At 33.0% G+C, this 17,767-nt stretch carries 11 protein-coding genes; all 11 read right to left on the bottom strand.

The annotated features are described in order from the left end of the window. Positions 1 to 852 carry a hypothetical protein gene (locus CBG49_RS16130; RefSeq protein WP_227002871.1) on the bottom strand — a complete coding sequence of 284 codons (852 nt, stop codon included), beginning with the start codon at positions 850 to 852 and terminating at the stop codon, positions 1 to 3. Next, on the bottom strand, positions 853 to 1,527 hold the full coding sequence (locus CBG49_RS09865) for a hypothetical protein (protein WP_088594362.1): 675 nt from the start codon (positions 1,525 to 1,527) through the stop codon (positions 853 to 855). It abuts the gene before it with no gap. Between the two features lie 8 nt (positions 1,528 to 1,535). Then, entirely contained in the window at positions 1,536 to 1,772 is a 237-nt protein-coding gene (locus tag CBG49_RS09860) for a peptidase (RefSeq protein WP_088594361.1), read from the bottom strand. A 70-nt stretch (positions 1,773 to 1,842) separates the two neighbouring features. Beyond that, positions 1,843 to 2,532 (bottom strand): hypothetical protein, encoded by a 690-nt coding sequence (locus CBG49_RS09855; RefSeq protein WP_088594360.1) that lies wholly within the window; start codon positions 2,530 to 2,532, stop codon positions 1,843 to 1,845. Beyond that, positions 2,532 to 5,603: a hypothetical protein gene (locus tag CBG49_RS09850; RefSeq protein ID WP_088594359.1), complete on the bottom strand. Its 3,072-nt coding sequence runs from the start codon at positions 5,601 to 5,603 to the stop codon at positions 2,532 to 2,534. The genes CBG49_RS09855 and CBG49_RS09850 overlap by 1 nt, the downstream gene beginning before the upstream one ends. Then, positions 5,603 to 8,170, bottom strand: coding sequence for a hypothetical protein (locus CBG49_RS09845; RefSeq protein WP_088594358.1), 2,568 nt, complete (start codon positions 8,168 to 8,170; stop codon positions 5,603 to 5,605). The genes CBG49_RS09850 and CBG49_RS09845 overlap by 1 nt, the downstream gene beginning before the upstream one ends. A gap of 109 nt (positions 8,171 to 8,279) precedes the next feature. After that, on the bottom strand, positions 8,280 to 9,362 hold the full coding sequence (locus CBG49_RS16125; RefSeq protein ID WP_227002870.1) for a hypothetical protein: 1,083 nt from the start codon (positions 9,360 to 9,362) through the stop codon (positions 8,280 to 8,282). Between the two features lie 92 nt (positions 9,363 to 9,454). Next, the gene (locus CBG49_RS16120; RefSeq protein WP_227002869.1) at positions 9,455 to 10,477 is read right to left on the bottom strand and encodes a hypothetical protein; all 1,023 of its coding nucleotides are present in this window, start codon (positions 10,475 to 10,477) and stop codon (positions 9,455 to 9,457) included. Continuing rightward, positions 10,477 to 10,698, bottom strand: coding sequence for a hypothetical protein (locus CBG49_RS15930; RefSeq protein ID WP_193433063.1), 222 nt, complete (start codon positions 10,696 to 10,698; stop codon positions 10,477 to 10,479). Before CBG49_RS15930 ends, CBG49_RS16120 begins: the two co-directional genes overlap by 1 nt. Before the next feature lie 195 nt (positions 10,699 to 10,893). Continuing rightward, complete coding sequence (locus CBG49_RS16115; protein ID WP_227002868.1) at positions 10,894 to 11,994, bottom strand: hypothetical protein; 1,101 nt, start codon at positions 11,992 to 11,994, stop codon at positions 10,894 to 10,896. A gap of 3 nt (positions 11,995 to 11,997) precedes the next feature. Beyond that, a complete protein-coding gene (locus CBG49_RS09815; protein WP_088594356.1) occupies positions 11,998 to 17,763 on the bottom strand; it encodes a hypothetical protein in 5,766 nt (1,921 codons plus the stop codon). Positions 17,764 to 17,767: the final 4 nt, after the last annotated feature.

The raw sequence follows: 17,767 nt of genomic DNA, 5'->3' as shown, positions 1-17,767 counted from the left end.
TTATTCAGCTTTTATAAAGTTAAAAATAGGGTGTTTAGTATCAAAAGAAATATCTTCTACTAAATCTTTGAAATTTTTAAGACTATTTATTTTACCAGTTCCATCAACTCTATCAAATTGCTTCCATATATTTGGATTTGTTTTAAAAATTCCATCAGTATTGCGTTTAAACAATTCTTTAAAAGCTTGTTTTACTTCATTTATATTAGCTTTATTACTGTTGATCATATAAGCTAAATCTTCTATTTTGTTAACTCCTTGTAAATAGCTTTCAAATTGCTTGATAAACCCTTTATCATTAGCTATTTTACTCCACGTTTCACTGTTATAGCTTTTAAATTCCTCATATAAAGGTTTTTGTCCTTCCCTAAACTTCACGTCATAACGGCAGTTGGCACAGATATCATCTAAAGCTTTTTCAAACTTCATATCTAAATGTTCAATGTTTTCAGGAGCATATTTTTTAGGGTTTTTCTTAAAAGTGGATAACATATGCTGAGTGCCTTCACGCATAGCGGCATTGCTACTTAAAGCGCCTTCTTCTATTTTTTTCCATAAATCAGGACGGTTTCTAAAAGTATGGGCAGCCTCTACATAGTTTTCGAGCATCTCATCTAAGGTACGACCTCCAAAAATTTTCCTTCCTGCTTCTCCACAATTGCCACAAGGAGCATCTTTATATTTAGCTAAGAAATTCTTTAATCCTGATTCACCTCCGATAGCTTTTAATTTTTCGGCGTTTTCAGGGGCTAATTTTTTCTGTGAAAAGGAACTCTCTTCTGCTTTTGTAACAAAGCTAAGAAAGAAACATAGGGTTAATATGATGATATAAAAACTATTGCTTATTCTCATTTAAAAAGGATTGGGTTCATTTTCTAAATGAGTGATTAAATAATCAAATCCTTGTTTGAAAATAGCAACTTCTTCTGTTTTTTCAGGTTTCTTTATAGCATACAAATCAATAAGTTTCAATGTTTCGTTTTTGTATTCTTCATATCTTGAATGATTGCCCCATTTTAATATAGCTATTTTTTTAAATAAGTGTACTGGGAAACTCCCTCCAACAACTATTTCTGCTTTTCTTTCAAAAGGCACACTTCCTACATAATCAGCTAAAAACTTTATATCTAATAGTTTAGGGAATACTTCTTGTTCATAATATGAAAGACATTTGTAAAACTCTGACAAAAACTCCTCTAAATGAGCCTCAGAGGTGATTTCTTGCGAAAAAGAATAGTCTGTTTTATAGAAATCTTTGATAACAAATCCTATATCATTACAATAATATTTTTTCAACTCTTCTATTATTAAATCATATACGAAATTTTCTAATTTATTTAATTGAATCGTAAAAGGGTTAAATCTAAGGAAAGAATCAAATTGTAACCTACAATCAAACTTTAATATATAACTATCAGTTTTTTTACAAAGAATAATCATATCTGTATCTTCTTTTGTAACTGAATAATTTATCATAGCTCTATTGCTTTCGAAAAGACTTTTAATTTTGTTTCTTGTTAAATCCATAAGTAAAATTATTTAGTTATTCCTTTAAATGTTTTGTTACCATCTCCATACAGTCTGTAGAAATCTTTTAACTTTATTCCTGTCCCTTGTTTAATTTCTTTTGGCAAAAGAATGTCATTAATGTCTGTTTTTTTTGCATTAGTAGGCTTATAAAACAAGCTACCTTTTCCCGCTTGTTGTTGTGCTAAAGTTTGCCCTGTAGTTAAACCAGTGTTTTGACTTAGTTTAGTTTCTACTACTACCATATCTACAATTTCATCAAACTCATCATATTTAATCCAAACTTGGTCGGCAATAAAGAACTCGCCTTGCTTGTTACAAGGAGGGGTTAATATATAGAGAATTTTCTCTATTAAACATCTCTTTTAATTTATTAAACTCTATAAAACTTTTTTTGACAATTTGATGGAATTTAGACTCCACATTTTGCAAATTTGGAGAGTTGCTAAACCCTTCTTCTCTATATTTAATATACTTTTCATATAGAGAATTATTACAAAGTTTCATTATAATCATAGCTTTTAGTCCAATTTCACCTCTCAAATAATTATGATAATCATCAAATGAAACAACGCTTAGAACTTTATCATTAAAACTTTGAAGAGTAGGAATTGCTTTAAAAAAAGGTAATGTATAATTGTTATAATAGGGATCTAACAATTGAACATATGCTTCTAACTCACTCTCGTTTTTAATAATGAAAAAATTTTCAGAAAGATTTCCTCCTCTTTCAACATTAACAGTACCAGAAATAGTATAATGAAAATATGTTTTCTTATTAGTTACTTGTTCCAATATTTTTTCTACCTTATCTACTTCTATATATTCTGTTATGCCAGGTCCTAATTGTATACATTCTTTTTTTATTTTACAATCTAATTGTATACATTTTTTAGTATCATTTTCCGTTTTAGAAAAAAATAAAATGTCTGTTTCTGTATCTATTTTACAATCAAAGTCTTTTTGATAAAAATAGTCTAATAGTTTTTTAAGCTTATTGTTCATTAATTATTCACTTTTATTATACCATTTTCCTTATAAATTCTCACAAAAGAACTATTATTCCTATATACAAGATTTTCTTTATTTAATTTTAAATTACCTTGTAATACTTTTCCTTCACTTTTCACGATATATTCAAACATTTTTTGTGCTTCTGCTTGATTTATTGTCCAAGAAGTAGATTTTGATAATTTAGAATCTATAATAATAACATCTAAAATTTCGACATCTCCATCTATAATTTTTCTAACAGCAACAAAATCAGGTTTAAAATATTCACCTGCTTCTTTACAAGGATATTTTCCTGATATACAAAGTTCAACATTGCTCAAAATTGTTCTACTATCTAAATCAGGAATTTTATTCTTTAACATCATATAAACATCAGAAGTCTTATCTTTCAATTTAAGTAAACAAAAACTTTCAAACTCTCTGCCTTCTTTTGTCATTTCCTTAAAGAAATTACTTTTTCCCCATTTTGTCCAAGAGCTATTTTCTTTAGAAAGTTTAAAGGCATAGGCAGGGTCTTCTTTTATCAATTTCCATTTAAGAAAATCGTCTTCTGTCTTTAAAAGCTGTCTTAATTCTCCTCCTGTAGAATTAGATGATAAATCTTTCTGCAAAGTTTTTAATAAATCGTCATCCCATTGGTTGAGTAAAAGTTTAATATCTGTCGAAATAGGTGTATTGAAATAAGTATCTATCTCATTTATTTCTGATTTTAGATTTTTTTCTAAAGATAGTACTACTTTTTCACCTTTGGTATAAACTCCTATATTGGCGGCTTTTTTAGTATCGTTGTTAACTGTGATATAAACGTTTTCTAAAGCACCTATTTTTTTGTAACCTAATGTGTTATCAACTATTACAACACTTGGTGTAAGGAGTAATTTTTGGCCGTCAAGAGCATCTAAATAGCGCAAAGAAGCTATTTCATACTCCATATTAGCTACTACTATATAGGCTTTTAGGTCATTTTTAACTTTTGCAGTTGCTCCCTGAACAATTTGTTTAAACGAAGATTGTAGGTCTACTTCATATAGTAAGGCTTTTATTTCTGTTAATGCTTCTTTAGTGAATTTAATTCCTGATTTTGCAGTAGCTAAAAAAGAATTTAAACCTTTCTTCAATTCTACAGCTTTCTCTGGCACATTTATGAAAAAGTTTTTTATTTTTTGTAAATCTACAACAGCAATTGAGCTACCTACAGCTTTTACTAAAATCGCACCTCCAACCAAAGCATTGATCAGTCGTACACTTTCGACAAAATCTTTTCCTCCTTCAAGTTTTAAGAGGTCATTTTCATATATTTCTACACCAATAGCTGAAGCTCCTAAAGTGATAGTAATAGCTTTAACAGCTGTGATACTTTGTCCTCCAGTAGTAGCGGCTAATAAAATACCAGCGGTTTCTAAAGCTATTGTTAGTTGTTGTCCGCTTAGTTTTTTATGATGTTTTGCGGCAAAATTTTCAGCCCAAAACAGAGGAACAATTCGTACATCACCCTTTTTGATGTTAGCATATTCATAGGATTCATTGAAAAAGAGTATCACAAAATCAGAAAAAGGTTTTCCTGCTTTGTAATATATTACACTTTTATTGTTATTATCACTACATTCTTTTCTTTTTCTATTTTCTCCATAACTAAAGAAATATTGGTTTTTAGTATCTACATTTGGAATAATTGTTTGTAAATAATGACAATTTAATGGATATGAGCCACATTTATCAAAAACATTTATATAATCAAGAGCTATATGATTTACTGCAAAGTACTGAATAGATTTACTGTTACAGTCAATTCCTTGATTTATATTTCCATTTCTATTAATACTATTTAAAATAACTTCTAGTTCTTGATATTGATCATAATAGTATTTTTTAGCCCATTTAGAGAAATAGTAATTGAAATATTCTTGATCTTCACTTTCTAATTTGTTGTATAAACGCTTTAATCCTCCTACATTACGAGAATTATCATTTAACAATGTAAGCAAATTAGTTTGAGTCTCAATAATGTTCTTTTCATCAAGTCCCATCAAAATAGAAGCTAATAATGCTCCGTGATGCTTGTCAAAACTATTACTATTGACGATATCAATAAATTTGCTTTTTACATTTTCTTGATTTGATGAGGCTGCTAACCTACCTACAGCTTTATAAAGCTTTAATCGAGTAGTTTCATCATCTACTTGGTCATATATATTTTGAAAATAGGATGATACAAAACGATTGAACAGTTCATTATTTTGCTCTGTATTTTGCTCATCTATAATTGAATTTAATAGTGTTACATAGAGTATTTCTTTATCTAAATCACTACCAAAAATTTTATTTATAAAGGAATTAGAGGTAGTAAGTTTTTGTTTTGAAAGTTTTTCAAGTAAAGAGAGTCTTGCTTTTACTCCTACTAAAGAAAAAGGGAGAGTTGGGTATTTTTGCAATTCTTCATAATTCTCTGTTTCTATATTTTTATTAAGAGCGTTAAGCCATCTTTCTTTTCTTTCTTTATCATTAGCAAAGTTTAAAACGCTATTTTCAAAGATTGTTACATATTCATTGGAAACTACAATAATTATCCCATTGAAATCCTTATAGTTCAATACACGAGATGTTAAAATTTCTTGATCTTTAGCTGTTAAAGAAGCAAAAGAATAATAATATCTCACACTTTTTTGGTCGGGAGATTTTATTTTGCGAATACTATTACTAAAATTATCAAACTTTAAGTACTTATTAAAATACTTACCAACCCATAAGCTAAGATTAAGTTCATCACCATCTGTTGTTTTTATCTTACCAGAAGAATAGAAACCTGAATCCTCTAATTTTGAAAAACGCAATGTAACTTCTGGTAAAAAGTTAATCGTTTCATCAGATAATTCTTTTACCGCATAATCATAATTAGGCTTAAATGAATGAGCTTTTATATTTTCTATAAAACGAGACAATAAAAGAATATCGCTTATTTGTTCCCCTTCACTTTGTCCTTGGAAAATACCTATTTTAAACGCAGGGTCGTTGATTTGCTTCCAGTCAGCAAAGAGGAGGGTTTCATCGGAGGTGTAGTCCATTAGGGAGGGACATTACCTTGTTGTTTTTTCTTGAATGGGTGTGCTAGTTTAAATATTCCGTGCCCCAATTCGTGGGCGAGGGTTCTTTCGGTTTGGTCGAATACAAAACCAAACTGTCCACCGAGTGCCATATAGCCTCCTTGTCCGGTACTGCTCTTGGCATTGGTAATAAACACGTAGTAGGTATCATTCACAACCTTTCCTGTAGCTTTGTAGGCATTGATAAGCGCCTGTTGCGATGGACTATAATCGGTAAGGTCGCCAAATACATCTTTGGTTTCCAACACACCATTGGTCAAATAAGGTGTGATATCAAAAGGTGCTGCCCAAGTGATATCTAAAGTTACTCCTATCTTGCTATAAATAGATTTTACTCTATCTATATCCATAGAGGTGTTTTCGGAAGTGGGCACAAGGATTACCTTGGCAGTTTTAGGTGAGAGGTGTACCAAGTTGAACACTCCTGCGATTTGGTATTTCTTGCCCTGTTTGATAGTAGCTTGTACTTGTTCTACTGCAAAGCTATGGAAACCTTTGAGTGTAAGCAAAAAGTCGTTAGAACCTTCTACTCGTTTGGATTCGATGAGTGCGCCTTTATCAGTTTTGAAGATAAGGCTATCGGCACTAATATTTTTATCGGTGATATGTACTTTGGCTAAGAAAGGTTCTGTTTCACCTTTTACCACCGCTTTAAACGGAATGTACTTACCGTCAAGCTTTTGATAGTCCTTACTATAGGCTTTGGTAGGGACTTCATAAGCGTATTTAGAGTCGGCTGTATTCTCAAAAGTTACCTCAATACCTTTGGCGGTAAGGGCTGTAGCCTCACCTCCTTTGCTTACGCCATTGGTGTTTTCTTTGGTAGGTTTGCCTCCTTGAGCTACTATTTGAGGTTCAGATACTTTACCGTCTTTATCTATGTGATATATCTTTTCTTGGGTAGAGATTACTCCATTGGTAGTAGTGGTTACTTTTCCTTTGACAGTGGAATCATTGCCTCCAAATGGGAATACTTCCTTGCGACCGTCTTTACCTGTAACAACTATTTCACCATTGCGAGTTTCTACCTTATCAATCTCAAAAGGTACGTTTATCTCATTAGATTTTTTGCCTTGACCTATGAGGTTTTCTATGAACTGTACATTTTTCCAATCGGCATCATAAGTAGTTTTCACTACTCCGTCTGTGAGCTGGTAATCACTGTTGATTTTGACGTTTTCAAATTCTACCGCCAGCTTAGTATCGTTCAAGTAAGGCACTTTTATAAAGCCTTTACCTGAAAATACACCATTGCTACCACTCACCTCCAAAAGGGTAACCGCAAAATCACCTGCGGTAAACACTTCATTGGTTATTAAACTATTGAGAGGCTTTTGGTTTGTAATCGTTATTTTGGGTACAATTCCGCAGTTATACCCTTGCTCAGTGGTGTTGGGTGTTTTCTCTATTTTGAAAGTCTGTATATCTGAATACACATAGCTGGGAGTAATACCATAGCGTTCGCCCTCGCAAGAAGCTCCTACACGAAACTCGTACTCACCCGCCTCCAAGTCGGCGATGAGGGTTTGGGTATTGCGGGTAAAGGTCTCGAACCACTGTGCGCCTTCTACGTTTTTCTTACGGTATTGGATATGGTATTTTTGGTGCAGTGTGTGCCCTTGCCAGAGTAGTTTAGTACGACTTTTACCCTGCTGTTCGCTTAGCAAAAAGAGCGGTTTGCTACAGTTTACGGCGTAGACAAACGTGTGTACCTCGCTATAACCATCATTTTTAAAGACACTGTTTTCTGCCAGTCCACCTGTGGAGATAGCTCTTACGCGCCACGCATAGCGTCTGCTAGGGATGAGGTTGGGTTTGCTCACATCATAGACGAAGGTGGTCATTCGCAAATCGTCTTCTTTGAGTATGCGTCGACTTACTTCAAAAGCAAAACGAGGGTCGAGGGTAGGGTCTAAAATCTCACGTAATTCAAAGGAATAGGTTACATTGGTCGCGTTGATTTGACGCGGTGTCCAACTGAAAATAATGTTTTGAAAATCGGTTACAGCTACTTGCTCATTATCAGAGGGAATATTCAGAATTGGGGGGTCATTGAGCATTAGATAGGCAATGGCGCAATGACTTTGGGAGAGCCAACGACCACTGAGCACATCTTTTACCCTAAAGCAGAATGAGTACATCCCATCGGGCAAGGCAGAGGCGTATTGTTGTGAGGTGATGCCTTGCAGGTTGCGTAGCTGGAAGTAGCTTGCCAACTCGGCATTGGTAAGGCGGAGGATTTCGCCTCCACTGATACGCAAGGGTGAAACGCCTGAAAGTACAGGTGCTGAGGCTGCTGTAAGTCCATTGCCTTTAATCTCTACATATAATTGTACGGGGCGGTTCTGCACACTCAAGTCGGTAGTGATGAGTTGCAGTTGTACCCTATTAGCCATTGGGTTGGCATAGTCGGCAATCTTACTACTATACGGAGGTGTGAGCACAGGCACTACCTGCACAGGGTAGGTTTGTGCTATGAGCTGCCACGTTGTGAGCAGAAAGAGGAATATGTAAGAGAATAGGCGCATTCAGTTAAAATAAGTTTATCAATATGTCAAAGAACTTGTTTTTAGTATATTGTTTGTGTAATGATTTTGGGTACAAAGATAGTGGTTTTACCTTAAAAAGGCAATAGTTTTAGATACTTTTTTCTCTCTCAAAAATATGCAAAGTATGATTACTATCTAAGATATACACCTTATTTTCTGAGACTTTTAAATCTCTAAGGCGTGTAAAACTATTATCTCTTTCCACTACAGCAATAGGCTCTGAAATATAGATAATTTCCTTGGTATTGATGTCTAAAATACCAAATTTTAGTTTTTCAGCAAGATAAAAATACAATAAATTATCTTGAACAACATAACTTCCTGCAGTATCATTTGCTTTTTTGATGTTGTACTTTTCAAACTCTTCCTGTAAGCCATATTGAGTAACAAAAGGAGGCTCTTGGGTTAAATCTATTTCAATAAAAATATCCATAGCCATACCAAGAATTTTTCCTTTTTCACTATTTAAGAAATAATCACTTCTAAAAAAATCTTTGCCTTTGCAAATAGTTTTTCCTATAGCTTGATCATATTCAGGAATACGGTATTTTAATTCTCCTGTTTCAATATCTAAGCCTATAAAGCCTCCTATCTCTATAAAAGCCCAAAAAATATTGTTGTATATACCCATAAGTTTATATACCTTAAAATAATTTTCTTCATCCCACGAATTTTTCCACTTTCCAAATGAAGCAAGAGAAAACTCCCACAGATGTTCTTTCTTTTGAATAGAAAAGGCTCTGATAGACATTACATCATCATATATTTTACTTTTTATATATATATATATGTATATATATTCATTTGAAAAAGCTCTTATAGAAGACCTATCTATATATTCAAGCTCTATAAGATTATCTTTTTTGTCTATGAGAATAGTTTTTTTACCATCTCGGTTGTAAGCTATGTAAAATTCAGATAACTTATAGAAGACTCTGTTTTTTCCTTCTTCTATTAATTCTAAATTCTCATCGAAGATTTTATAATTATCTTCCCATTCACTGAAATAGAATTTATTGTTAAAAACAATGATTGGATCTAAAGGTGTTTTATAAAGCATTTGTTTTTTTTCACCACATTGAATTTCGTGTGATGTGTTGATGTAATAAGGTTTGCCTTTATAGATAACATAATCTCTTACATTATCTATTTTAGAATTTAGTTTAAACATTTTATTGTGATTTTATTGCATTTTGCTAAAGGTATAAGGACTTTTATAGGGTGCTAAAATAGTCATTTCTCTGAAAAATAATAGCTTAGATGTTATTCCTCTCTTTCAAAAATATGCAACGTGTGATTACTATCTAAGATATAGACCTTATTTTCTGAGACTTTTAAATCTTTAAGCTGGGTAAAACAATCATCTCTTTCCACTACTGCAATAGGTTCTGAAACATAGATAATTTCCTTGGTATTGATGTCTAAAACACCAAATCTTAGTTGTTCAGCAAGATAAAAGTACAATAGATTATCTTGAACAACAAAATCTTCGGCAGTATCATTTGCTTTTTTGATGTTGTACTTTTCAAACTCCTCTTGTAAGCCATATTGAGTAACAAAAGGGGGGGCTTGATTTAAATCTATTTCAATAAAAATATGTGCTAATCCAAAAATTTTTCCTCGTTCATTATCCAAGTAATAATCACTTCTGAAAAAAAGTTTGCTTTCTTTTCCCATATGGTATTCAGAAATACGATATTTCAGCTCTCCTGTTTTGATGTCTAAGCCTATAAAGCCTCCTATCTCTATAAAAGCCCAAAGAATATTGTTATATATACCTATAAGTTTATATACCTCGAAATCTCTTTCTTCATCCCACGAATTTTTCCACTTCCCAAGTGAAGCAAGAGAAAACTCCCAAAGGAACTGACCTGATAAGAAGTTAATTGTTTGAATTTTATTCTCCTTTTCAAAAAATAAGAGATCATCAAAAATATAAAATGATAGCATTTTGCCTCTCAGTAGCTCTAAATCATTATACATTAATCTCTTTGATACTCTATCATAATAGATAAAGGAGCTATCAGAAAAATAGTAATAAAAATCTTTTTCTTCAAAAGTGTTTATAACTTTTCCTTGATAATTAAAAAAAGTATTGACACTCCTATTAGTAAACACATTAAAAAAAGAAGGGTTAAATTCAACTCCCCAATACGGAAGAGGAATGGGAATACTAACCTCTTTGCCAATGACTTTTACTAGATTGCCAGAAGCATAATAACAATTATTATCTATTATTTCCCAACTATTTATATTAGGAACATTCTCTACGTGTTGATACTTCATTAGTTTGTTTTTATAAAATTATATATTGGGTTATTGATATCCTCAACTTTATCTAAGAAATCAGAGGTATTTTTTATGTCTCTACCAAACAGTTTTCTTATTTTTTCAATTCCAAGTCCTCCTTCTTCAGGAAATCTGAAAAGATTATCAGCTTCTTTTTTAAACAATTCTTTAAAGGCTTGTTTTACCTCATTTATATTAGCTTTATTACTGTTAATCACATAAGCTAAATCTTTTATTTCGTCAACTTCTTGTAAATAACTTTCAAATTGCTTGATAAAACCTTTATCATTAGCTATTTTACTCCAAGTTTCGCTATTATAGCTTTTAAATTCCTCAAATAAAGGCTTTCGTCCCTATGCTTACTAAATGAAAGTAAAAGTAATAGAAATGAAATTAGTATGATAAAACAAGAACTATTCTTCACGTTCAAAAATATGCAACGTGTGATTACTATCTAAGATATACACCTTATTTTCTGAGACTTTTAAATCTTTAAGCTGGGTAAAACAATCATCTCTTTCCACTACTGCAATAGGCTCTGAAACATAGATAATTTCTTTGGTATTGATGTCTAAAATACCAAATCTTAGTTGTTCAGCAAGATAAAAATACAATAAATTATCTTGTAAAAAAGTATCACCACTAATATCATTCTTATTAAGCTCTGCTTTTTCCATCTTATCTTGCAGCCCCAAAAGATAAGGTGTTATAGATTCTTTATTCAAATCTATTTCAAAAAATCTATCAGCTTTTAAACCAAAAATCACACCTTTTTTAGTATCTAATTTAAAATCTGCACCATAGAAAATGTAATAGTCTTCATTGTCTAAATAATTTTCTACTATCCCAACAGCATTTTTCTTTTCTATTCCTAAAAAACGATATTTTAGTTTTCCCGTTTCAACATCTATTCCTATAAGTTCCCTTGCATTTAAGTATACCCAAAGAATATTGTTATATATTCCTATGAATTGTTCTACTTCATAATCTTTCTCTTCTTCTGAATATTTATATTTGAATTTACCAAATATTGAAAGAGGAAATTCCCAAAGGAAGTTGGTAGGAAAAATATGATAGCCTAATATTACATCTTTACTTGATGTAATAAGTACATCATTTGTATAAGTTTTTAAATACTGATAGTTTTCTTCAAGAATTATTTCCTTTACATTAACTAAATCATTTTCCAAAAGACAAATACTTCTGTTATATATTCCTCTTGATATTTTTACAGCATTAGCCCAAGCTATTAAATATTTAGAATTCTCATTCGCTATAAGGAAATAGTTACTTTTAATAATATTAAAATTTTCATCAATATAATAACACCCCTTCTCTTCATCAAAAACTTGAATTAGAGCATCTGAAATCTTATAAATGCTAGTGCCATCTATTCCTTTCATTAAGAGTGTATTGTCATATAACAAATTGTCGTTTAACAAACTATAAATTATTCCTTCTTTAAAAGGAGTTACTTTATTTATATTTTCTTTTATTTCAATTAGAGAATACATAAATTAGAATTTTATAAAATTGTACAAAACAGAATCTGTTGAATTTATTAGGTCTCCAAAAACATTTTTAGCTTCACTTTTAGTTAAACCTTCACCTAATAAGTTATTTTTCAAAGTATTGTTTTTCAAAATAATCTCAAAGAGCTCATCTTTTTTGTTTTTAAACAATTCTTTAAAAGCTTGTTTTACCTCATTTATATTAGCTTTATTACTGTTGATCACATAAGCTAAATCATCAATATTCTTCACTCCACTAGTTTGTAAATAGCTTTTAAACTGTTGAATAAATCCTTTATCGTTAGCTATTTTACTCCACGTTTCACTGTTATAGCTTTTAAATTCCTCATATAAAGGTTTACTCTCAGAAATAAACTTCACGTCATAACGGCAGTTGGCACAGATATCATCTAAACCTTTTTCAAACTTCATATCTAAATGCTCAATGTTTTCAGACGTATATTTCTTAGGGTTTTTCTTAAAGGTGGATAACATATGTTGTGTGCCTTCACGCATAGCGGCATTGCTACTTAAAGCGCCTTCTTCTATTTTTTTCCATAAATCAGGACGGTTTCTAAAAGTATAGGCTACTTCTACATAGTTTTCGAGCATCTCATCTATGGTACGACCTCCAAAAATTTTCCTACCTGCTTCTCCACAATTGCCACAAGGAGCATCTTTATATTTAGCTAAGAAATTCTTTAATCCTGATTCACCTCCGATAGCTTTTAATTTTTCGGCATTTTCAGGGGCTAAATAATGAGTGATTTTTTCTATTGTTTTTGTATCATCTATAAATTTAGAATTTTTAGGGAATACCTCTGTAAGAATCTCTTCAACTCTACTAATTTTTACTTCTTTCTCTAAAGATAGTACTACCTTTTCACCTTTGGTATAAACTCCTATATTGGCGGCTTTTTTAGCATCGTTGTTAACTGTGATATAAACGTTTTCTAAAGTGCCTATTTTTTTGTAACCTAATGTGTTATCAACTATTACAACACTTGGTGTAAGGAGTAATTTTTGACCGTCAAGAGCATCTAAATAGCGCAAAGAAGCTATTTCATACTCCATATTAGCTGCTACTATATAGGCTTTTAGGTCATTTTTAACTTTTGCAGTTGCTCCTTGAACAATTTGTTTAAACGAAGATTGTAGGTCTACTTCATATAGTAAGGCTTTTATTTCTTTTAATGCTTCTTTAGTGAATTTAATTCCTGATTTTGCAGTAGCTAAAAAAGAATTTAAACCTTTCTTCAATTCTACAGCTTTCTCTGGCACATTTATGAAAAAGTTTTTTATTTTTTGTAAATCTACAACAGCAATTGAGCTACCTACAGCTTTTACTAAAATCGCACCTCCAACCAAAGCATTGATCAGTCGTACACTTTCGACAAAATCTTTTCCTCCTTCAAGTTTTAAGAGGTCATTTTCATATATTTCTACACCAATAGCTGAAGCTCCTAAAGTGATAGTAATAGCTTTAACAGCTGTGATACTTTGTCCTCCAGTAGTAGCAGCTAATAAAATACCAGCGGTTTCTAAAGCTATTGTTAGTTGTTGTCCGCTTAGTTTTTTATGATGTTTTGCGGCAAAATTTTCAGCCCAAAACAGAGGAACAATTCGTACATCACCCTTTTTGATGTTAGCATATTCATAGGATTCATTGAAAAAGAGTATCACAAAATCAGAAAAAGGTTTTCCTGCTTTGTAATATATTACACTTTTATTGTTATTATCACTACATTCTTTTCTTTTTCTATTTTCTCCATAACTAAAGAAATATTGGTTTTTAGTATCTACATTTGGAATAATTGTTTGTAAATAATGACAATTTAATGGATATGAGCCACATTTATCAAAAACATTTATATAATCAAGAGCTATATGATTTACTGCAAAGTACTGAATAGATTTACTGTTACAGTCAATTCCTTGATTTATATTTCCATTTCTATTAATACTATTTAAAATAACTTCTAGTTCTTGATATTGATCATAATAGTATTTTTTAGCCCATTTAGAGAAATAGTAATTGAAATATTCTTGATCTTCACTTTCTAATTTGTTGTATAAACGCTTTAATCCTCCTACATTACGAGAATTATCATTTAACAATGTAAGCAAATTAGTTTGAGTCTCAATAATGTTCTTTTCATCAAGTCCCATCAAAATAGAAGCTAATAATGCTCCGTGATGCTTGTCAAAACTATTACTATTGACGATATCAATAAATTTGCTTTTTACATTTTCTTGATTTGATGAGGCTGCTAACCTACCTACAGCTTTATAAAGCTTTAATCGAGTAGTTTCATCATCTACTTGGTCATATATATTTTGAAAATAGGATGATACAAAACGATTGAACAGTTCATTATTTTGCTCTGTATTTTGCTCATCTATAATTGAATTTAATAGTGTTACATAGAGTATTTCTTTATCTAAATCACTACCAAAAATTTTATTTATAAAGGAATTAGAGGTAGTAAGTTTTTGTTTTGAAAGTTTTTCAAGTAAAGAGAGTCTTGCTTTTACTCCTACTAAAGAAAAAGGGAGAGTTGGGTATTTTTGCAATTCTTCATAATTCTCTGTTTCTATATTTTTATTAAGAGCGTTAAGCCATCTTTCTTTTCTTTCTTTATCATTAGCAAAGTTTAAAACGCTATTTTCAAAGATTGTTACATATTCATTGGAAACTACAATAATTATCCCATTGAAATCCTTATAGTTCAATACACGAGATGTTAAAATTTCTTGATCTTTAGCTGTTAAAGAAGCAAAAGAATAATAATATCTCACACTTTTTTGGTCGGGAGATTTTATTTTGCGAATACTATTACTAAAATTATCAAACTTTAAGTACTTATTAAAATACTTACCAACCCATAAGCTAAGATTAAGTTCATCACCATCTGTTGTTTTTATCTTACCAGAAGAATAGAAACCTGAATCCTCTAATTTTGAAAAACGCAATGTAACTTCTGGTAAAAAGTTAATCGTTTCATCAGATAATTCTTTTACCGCATAATCATAATTAGGCTTAAATGAATGAGCTTTTATATTTTCTATAAAACGAGACAATAAAAGAATATCGCTTATTTGTTCCCCTTCACTTTGTCCTTGGAAAATACCTATTTTAAACGCAGGGTCGTTGATTTGCTTCCAGTCAGCAAAGAGGAGGGTTTCATCGGAGGTGTAGTCCATTAGGGAGGGGACATTACCTTGTTGTTTTTTCTTGAATGGGTGTGCTAGTTTAAATATTCCGTGCCCCAATTCGTGGGCGAGGGTTCTTTCGGTTTGGTCGAATACAAAACCAAACTGTCCACCGAGTGCCATATAGCCTCCTTGTCCGGTACTGCTCTTGGCATTGGTAATAAACACGTAGTAGGTATCATTCACAACCTTTCCTGTAGCTTTGTAGGCATTGATAAGCGCCTGTTGCGATGGACTATAATCGGTAAGGTCGCCAAATACATCTTTGGTTTCCAACACACCATTGGTCAAATAAGGTGTGATATCAAAAGGTGCTGCCCAAGTGATATCTAAAGTTACTCCTATCTTGCTATAAATAGATTTTACTCTATCTATATCCATAGAGGTGTTTTCGGAAGTGGGCACAAGGATTACCTTGGCAGTTTTAGGTGAGAGGTGTACCAAGTTGAACACTCCTGCGATTTGGTATTTCTTGCCCTGTTTGATAGTAGCTTGTACTTGTTCTACTGCAAAGCTATGGAAACCTTTGAGTGTAAGCAAAAAGTCGTTAGAACCTTCTACTCGTTTGGATTCGATGAGTGCGCCTTTATCAGTTTTGAAGATAAGGCTATCGGCACTAATATTTTTATCGGTGATATGTACTTTGGCTAAGAAAGGTTCTGTTTCACCTTTTACCACCGCTTTAAACGGAATGTACTTACCGTCAAGCTTTTGATAGTCCTTACTATAGGCTTTGGTAGGGACTTCATAAGCGTATTTAGAGTCGGCTGTATTCTCAAAAGTTACCTCAATACCTTTGGCGGTAAGGGCTGTAGCCTCACCGTTTTGGGTAACACCATTGGTATTTTCTTTGGTAGGTTTGCCTCCTTGAGCTACTATTTGAGGTTCAGATACTTTACCGTCTTTATCTATGTAATATATTTTTTCTTCAGTGGTAGTTTCTCCATTGGTAGTAGTGGTAACTTTTCCCTTAACAGTGGAATCATTGCCTCCAAATGGGAATACTTCCTTGCGACCGTCTTTACCTGTAACAACTATTTCACCATTGCGAGTTTCTACCTTATCAATCTCAAAAGGTACGTTTATCTCATTAGATTTTTTGCCTTGACCTATGAGGTTTTCTATGAACTGTACATTTTTCCAATCGGCATCATAAGTAGTTTTCACTACTCCGTCTGTGAGCTGGTAATCACTGTTGATTTTGACGTTTTCAAATTCTACCGCCAGCTTAGTATCGTTCAAGTAAGGCACTTTTATAAAGCCTTTACCTGAAAATACACCATTGCTACCACTCACCTCCAAAAGGGTAACCGCAAAATCACCTGCGGTAAACACTTCATTGGTTATTAAACTATTGAGAGGCTTTTGGTTTGTAATCGTTATTTTGGGTACAATTCCGCAGTTATACCCTTGCTCAGTGGTGTTGGGTGTTTTCTCTATTTTGAAAGTCTGTATATCTGAATACACATAGCTGGGAGTAATACCATAGCGTTCGCCCTCGCAAGAAGCTCCTACACGAAACTCGTACTCACCCGCCTCCAAGTCGGCGATGAGGGTTTGGGTATTGCGGGTAAAGGTCTCGAACCACTGTGCGCCTTCTACGTTTTTCTTACGGTATTGGATATGGTATTTTTGGTGCAGTGTGTGCCCTTGCCAGAGTAGTTTAGTACGACTTTTACCCTGCTGTTCGCTTAGCAAAAAGAGCGGTTTGCTACAGTTTACGGCGTAGACAAACGTGTGTACCTCGCTATAACCATCATTTTTAAAGACACTGTTTTCTGCCAGTCCACCTGTGGAGATAGCTCTTACGCGCCACGCATAGCGTCTGCTAGGGATGAGGTTGGGTTTGCTCACATCATAGACGAAGGTGGTCATTCGCAAATCGTCTTCTTTGAGTATGCGTCGACTTACTTCAAAAGCAAAACGAGGGTCGAGGGTAGGGTCTAAAATCTCACGTAATTCAAAGGAATAGGTTACATTGGTCGCGTTGATTTGACGCGGTGTCCAACTGAAAATAATGTTTTGAAAATCGGTTACAGCTACTTGCTCATTATCAGAGGGAATATTCAGAATTGGGGGGTCATTGAGCATTAGATAGGCAATGGCGCAATGACTTTGGGAGAGCCAACGACCACTGAGCACATCTTTTACCCTAAAGCAGAATGAGTACATCCCATCGGGCAAGGCAGAGGCGTATTGTTGTGAGGTGATGCCTTGCAGGTTGCGTAGCTGGAAGTAGCTTGCCAACTCGGCATTGGTAAGGCGGAGGATTTCGCCTCCACTGATACGCAAGGGTGAAACGCCTGAAAGTACAGGTGCTGAGGCTGCTGTAAGTCCATTGCCTTTAATCTCTACATATAATTGTACGGGGCGGTTCTGCACACTCAAGTCGGTAGTGATGAGTTGCAGTTGTACCCTATTAGCCATTGGGTTGGCATAGTCGGCAATCTTACTACTATACGGAGGTGTGAGCACAGGCACTACCTGCACAGGGTAGGTTTGTGCTATGAGCTGCCACGTTGTGAGCAGAAAGAGGAATATGTAAGAGAATAGGCGCATTGTA

Source organism: Capnocytophaga endodontalis, assembly GCF_002209445.1.
In the GTDB taxonomy this organism is placed as follows: Bacteria; Bacteroidota; Bacteroidia; order Flavobacteriales; family Flavobacteriaceae; genus Capnocytophaga; species Capnocytophaga periodontitidis.
The sequence above is the reverse complement of the archived record's forward strand: the minus strand, read 5'-3'. Positions and strand labels throughout refer to the sequence as shown.

Excerpts from the sequence above, each read along its gene's own strand:
- CBG49_RS16130 (WP_227002871.1), bottom strand. The coding sequence starts at position 852 with ATGAGAATAAGCAATAGTTTTTATATCATCATATTAACCCTATGTTTC.
- CBG49_RS09865 (WP_088594362.1), bottom strand. The coding sequence starts at position 1,527 with ATGGATTTAACAAGAAACAAAATTAAAAGTCTTTTCGAAAGCAATAGA.
- CBG49_RS09860 (WP_088594361.1), bottom strand. The coding sequence starts at position 1,772 with ATGGTAGTAGTAGAAACTAAACTAAGTCAAAACACTGGTTTAACTACA.
- CBG49_RS09855 (WP_088594360.1), bottom strand. The coding sequence starts at position 2,532 with ATGAACAATAAGCTTAAAAAACTATTAGACTATTTTTATCAAAAAGAC.
- CBG49_RS09850 (WP_088594359.1), bottom strand. The coding sequence starts at position 5,603 with ATGGACTACACCTCCGATGAAACCCTCCTCTTTGCTGACTGGAAGCAA.
- CBG49_RS09845 (WP_088594358.1), bottom strand. The coding sequence starts at position 8,170 with ATGCGCCTATTCTCTTACATATTCCTCTTTCTGCTCACAACGTGGCAG.
- CBG49_RS16125 (WP_227002870.1), bottom strand. The coding sequence starts at position 9,362 with ATGTTTAAACTAAATTCTAAAATAGATAATGTAAGAGATTATGTTATC.
- CBG49_RS16120 (WP_227002869.1), bottom strand. The coding sequence starts at position 10,477 with ATGAAGTATCAACACGTAGAGAATGTTCCTAATATAAATAGTTGGGAA.
- CBG49_RS16115 (WP_227002868.1), bottom strand. The coding sequence starts at position 11,994 with ATGTATTCTCTAATTGAAATAAAAGAAAATATAAATAAAGTAACTCCT.
- CBG49_RS09815 (WP_088594356.1), bottom strand. The coding sequence starts at position 17,763 with ATGCGCCTATTCTCTTACATATTCCTCTTTCTGCTCACAACGTGGCAG.